The organism is Mesorhizobium sp. ESP6-5 (genome assembly GCF_020164695.1).
GTDB lineage: Bacteria > Pseudomonadota > Alphaproteobacteria > Rhizobiales > Rhizobiaceae > Mesorhizobium > Mesorhizobium australicum.
Map to the genome: position 1 here is coordinate 1 of NZ_JAIUGR010000028.1, position 3,679 is coordinate 3,679.

At 65.8% G+C, this 3,679-nt stretch carries 5 protein-coding genes; all 5 read right to left on the bottom strand.

Translation table 11 applies throughout. The features are described from left to right. Window positions 1-26: 26 nt before the first annotated feature. Window positions 27-998 carry a GlxA family transcriptional regulator gene (locus LB524_RS28685; RefSeq protein WP_224531726.1) on the bottom strand — a complete coding sequence of 324 codons (972 nt, stop codon included), beginning with the start codon at window positions 996-998 and terminating at the stop codon, window positions 27-29. A gap of 97 nt (window positions 999-1,095) precedes the next feature. Then, on the bottom strand, window positions 1,096-1,419 hold the full coding sequence (locus tag LB524_RS28690; protein ID WP_015314798.1) for a low molecular weight protein tyrosine phosphatase family protein: 324 nt from the start codon (window positions 1,417-1,419) through the stop codon (window positions 1,096-1,098). A gap of 3 nt (window positions 1,420-1,422) precedes the next feature. Continuing rightward, window positions 1,423-2,601, bottom strand: coding sequence for a radical SAM family heme chaperone HemW (gene hemW, locus LB524_RS28695; RefSeq protein WP_224531728.1), 1,179 nt, complete (start codon window positions 2,599-2,601; stop codon window positions 1,423-1,425). Further along, on the bottom strand, window positions 2,598-3,275 hold the full coding sequence (gene rdgB / locus LB524_RS28700) for an RdgB/HAM1 family non-canonical purine NTP pyrophosphatase (RefSeq protein ID WP_015314796.1): 678 nt from the start codon (window positions 3,273-3,275) through the stop codon (window positions 2,598-2,600). The genes hemW and rdgB overlap by 4 nt, the downstream gene beginning before the upstream one ends. Next, window positions 3,275-3,679: VOC family protein (locus LB524_RS28705; RefSeq protein ID WP_224531730.1), on the bottom strand; the 405-nt coding region annotated here is incomplete at its 5' end. The genes rdgB and LB524_RS28705, both read right to left, overlap by 1 nt.

Below are 3,679 nucleotides of genomic sequence, written 5' to 3' on the forward strand. Positions count from 1 at the left end.
GCCAACGCCTCCCGCGTCAACTCGCGCTAATGCCGTCTCGCCAGCTTCGGCGCATGCCCATGCTCCTCCCTAAAGGCCCGCGCAAAGCTCGACATCGAGGCAAAGCCGCAGGCGAGCGCCACGTCGCGCACGGCAAGCGTCGAATGCGCCAGCAGGTCGGCGGCGCGTTTCAGCCTGAGCCGTCGGTAATAGCCATTGGGCGAGATGGCGAGTTCGGAGCGGAACGAGCGCTCGAGCTTGTCGGAGGAAACGCCGAGCTTCGCCGTCAGCTCGGCCATGCCGAGCCTCTCCTCCACCGCGTCTTCCATGATGGCGATGGCCGACAGCACCAGCTCGTTCTGCACGCCGGTGCGCAGGCGCAGCGGCATCAGCTTGCGGTCGACGCTGGAGCGCAGCTGGCTGTGCACGAACCATTCGGCGACGCCGGCGGCAAGCTCGGCGCCGTAGTCGCGGGTGACGATCTCCAGCATCATGTCGAGGCTGCCGACGCCGCCGGCCGAGGTGAAACGCTTGCGGTCGATGACGTAGAGATCGCGGCGCAGCTCGATGTTGGGAAAAGCCTCGGTGAAGGCGGCCTGGCTGGTCCAATGCAAGGTGCAGGCATGGCCGTCGAGCAGGCCCGCGCGTGCGAGGAAGAACGCCGCGTCCGCCACCGCCCCGATATGCGCGCCGGCGCGCAGGCTGCGGCGGATCCAGCTCGCTGCGTCCTCGGCGACGAGATGGTCGGCATCGCCGCCCGAGCAGACCACGATGCGGTCGACCTTGGGCGCTGCCTCGGCGTAAAAGCCTGGCTGGATGACGACGCCGTTCGAGGCCTCGACCGGACCTTGGGTCGCCCCGACGATGATCCAGCGGTAGCATTCCCGCTTCGCCAGTATGTTGGCGGCGCGCAGTGGCTCGATGACGGAACTGAACGCCATCATCGGAAAGCCGGGGAACACCAGCACCGCGAAGGTGAGCGGGGCGTCCGTGGGTTTGGGTGGTTCGCGCGTGGCCATGACGTCCGGAGCCGGGAGGAACGGGGGCTACAATTCGGGCAGATAGGCTTCGGGGTCAACGGTGTTCGGCCGAAGGCGAAGGGGCGAATGCAAGCGCTCAGTCCAGATACCGGGACACGCGCGCCTTCAGAAGCGCGATCAGCTCCGGGTCCATGAATTCATAATCGTCGGGGATATCGAGGCAGATCACCTTGGCCGCCTTCAGGCTGGCCTTGAATTGCTTCCGCAGTTTCGTCCGGTGGGTTTTCTCCATGACAAAGATGATGTCCGCCCAGCCGACGAGCTCGTGCGTCAGCGGCGTGTCGGCGTCATGGTTGGTGCCAGCCGAGGCGACTTCGATGTCGCGCCGCGTGGAAAACACCTGTTCGGCGGTCGGGCTGCGCAAGCGGTTCTGGCTGCAGACGAAGAGGACGTTTTTCAAGGTTTAGCGCGCTAAGTCCGCCACCACGGCGTCGAGCACGATCATTCCGGCCGCCGTGGCACGCAGGCGGGCGTTGCCGATCGGCGCCACCAGCCCCTCGCCCTGCAGCACCGACAGCCGAGCGCTCGACAGCTCGCGCCCGGAAAAGGCCTCGTAGCGCGAGAGGTCGATGCCTTCAGCGAGCCTCAGCCCCATCAAAAGAAACTCGTCCGCCTCTTCGGAGCGCGTCAGCAGCTCGCCGCCGGTGATGCCATGGCCCTTGGCCTCGACCAGATTGGCCCAGGTTTCCGGCATCCGTTCTGCGATGGTCACCACACGATGGCCGTTCTCCACGAAGCGGCCATGCGCACCGGGGCCGACGCCGACATATTCGCCGTAGCGCCAGTAGGTCAGGTTGTGCCGGCTCTCGGCGCCCGGCCTGGCGTGGTTGGAGATCTCGTAGGCCGGCAGGCCGTGCGCCGACGTGATTTCCTGCGTCAGCGCATAGAGATCGGCGGCGTGGTCATTGTCGGGAATGGCAAATTTCTTCGCCGCGTGCAGCGCATGGAAGGGCGTGCCTTCCTCGATGGTGAGCTGGTAGAGCGACAGGTGGTCGGCGGCATGGCCGATCGCCTGGTCGAGTTCCGCCTGCCAATCCTCCGGCGTCTGCCCGGGCCGCGCATAGATCAAGTCGAAGGAGAGCCGCGGAAAGATTTCGCGCGCGAGCCCGATGGCGTGCAAGGCTTCCCTTACATTGTGCAGCCGGCCGAGAAAGCGCAAATCCTTGTCGTTCAGCGCCTGCACGCCGAGCGAGACGCGGTTGACACCGGCGGCGCGGTAACCGCGAAACCGCTCCGCCTCGACCGAGGACGGGTTGGCCTCGAGCGTCACCTCGATGCCGTCAGGCACCGTCCAATTCCCAGCCACGGCGTCCAGAACCCTGGCCACGGTTTCCGGCTTCATCAGCGACGGCGTGCCGCCGCCGAGGAAGATGCTGGTCACTTCGCGCGGCCCGGTGCGCTGGCGCATCGTCGCCAACTCGGCCTCGAAGGCGGCGGCGAAGCGCTCCTGGTCGACCGGCTGGTGGCGGACATGGCTGTTGAAGTCGCAATAGGGGCACTTGGCCGCGCAGAACGGCCAATGGACATAGACGCCGAAGCCGGGACCGCGGTCGAGCGCCATGGTGGTGCCGGGTCCGATCATGCCGAGCCAGGCCTCACCGAACCAAGCCGGGCTTGGGCGAATTTCTGGAAGGCGCGGGCGCGGTGCGACAGCGCCGTCGCCTGGCCGGGTTTCCAGCCGTGCTTTTCCTCCGCGCTCATCTCGCCGAAGGTCTTGTCGAAGCCATTGGGCAAAAACACCGGATCGTAGCCGAAGCCGAGCTCGCCGCGCGGCGGCCAGACCAGCGTGCCCTCGGCCTCGCCGCGATAATATTCGGCCTCGCCGTCGGGAAAGGCGAGGCAGATGACGGCGACAAAGCGGCCCGTGCGCCGTTCGGGCGTGGCCGCGCCGACTTCCTGCATCGCCACTTCGGTGCGCTGCATGGCCATGGCGAAATCGCGCGAACCGTCCGGAGTCTCGGCCCAGTTCGCGGTATAGACGCCGGGCGCGCCGTCGAGCGCGTCGACACAGAGGCCGGAATCGTCCGAGAGTGCCGGCAGGCCAGTCGCCTTTGCCGCGGCAAAGGCCTTGATGTAGGCGTTTTCCTCGAAGGTGGTGCCGGTTTCGTCCGGTTCGGGCAGGCCATACGCCTTGGCCGATTTCGCCTCGAAACCGAACGGCCCCATCAGCTCGGCGAATTCGCGCAGCTTGCCTTCATTGTGGCTGGCGACGACGATCTTCTTGCCATCAAGCGTATGGAGGTTTGGCGAATGCATCAAAGGTCCCAGATTCTCGGCTCGGCGAACTCGATCGAATTGCCCGAAGGGTCGCGTATATAGATCGAACGGCCGCCTTGCGGCCATTCGAATTCGCTTTCGATGGCGATTTTCTTCGCCAAGAGATGGGCTTTCCAAAGCTCGATTTCATCGGCGGTCGCGGCAAAGCACAGATGGCCTTCGCCGACCGTGCCGTGCGGCGGCACTTTCAGCCTTGCGTCCGGCGCGGGCGGAATTCTGGTCGCCTCGGCGTTGAAGACGAGCAGGACGCCCGGGCCACAGCGGAAGAACAGGTGGCGGCCTTCTACCTTGCCGAGCAGCTCGAGGCCGAGAATGTCGGTGTAGAAGTGCTCGGCGGCGTCGAGGTCGGTGACATAGAGGGCGGATTCAAGAATGGCAGAGGG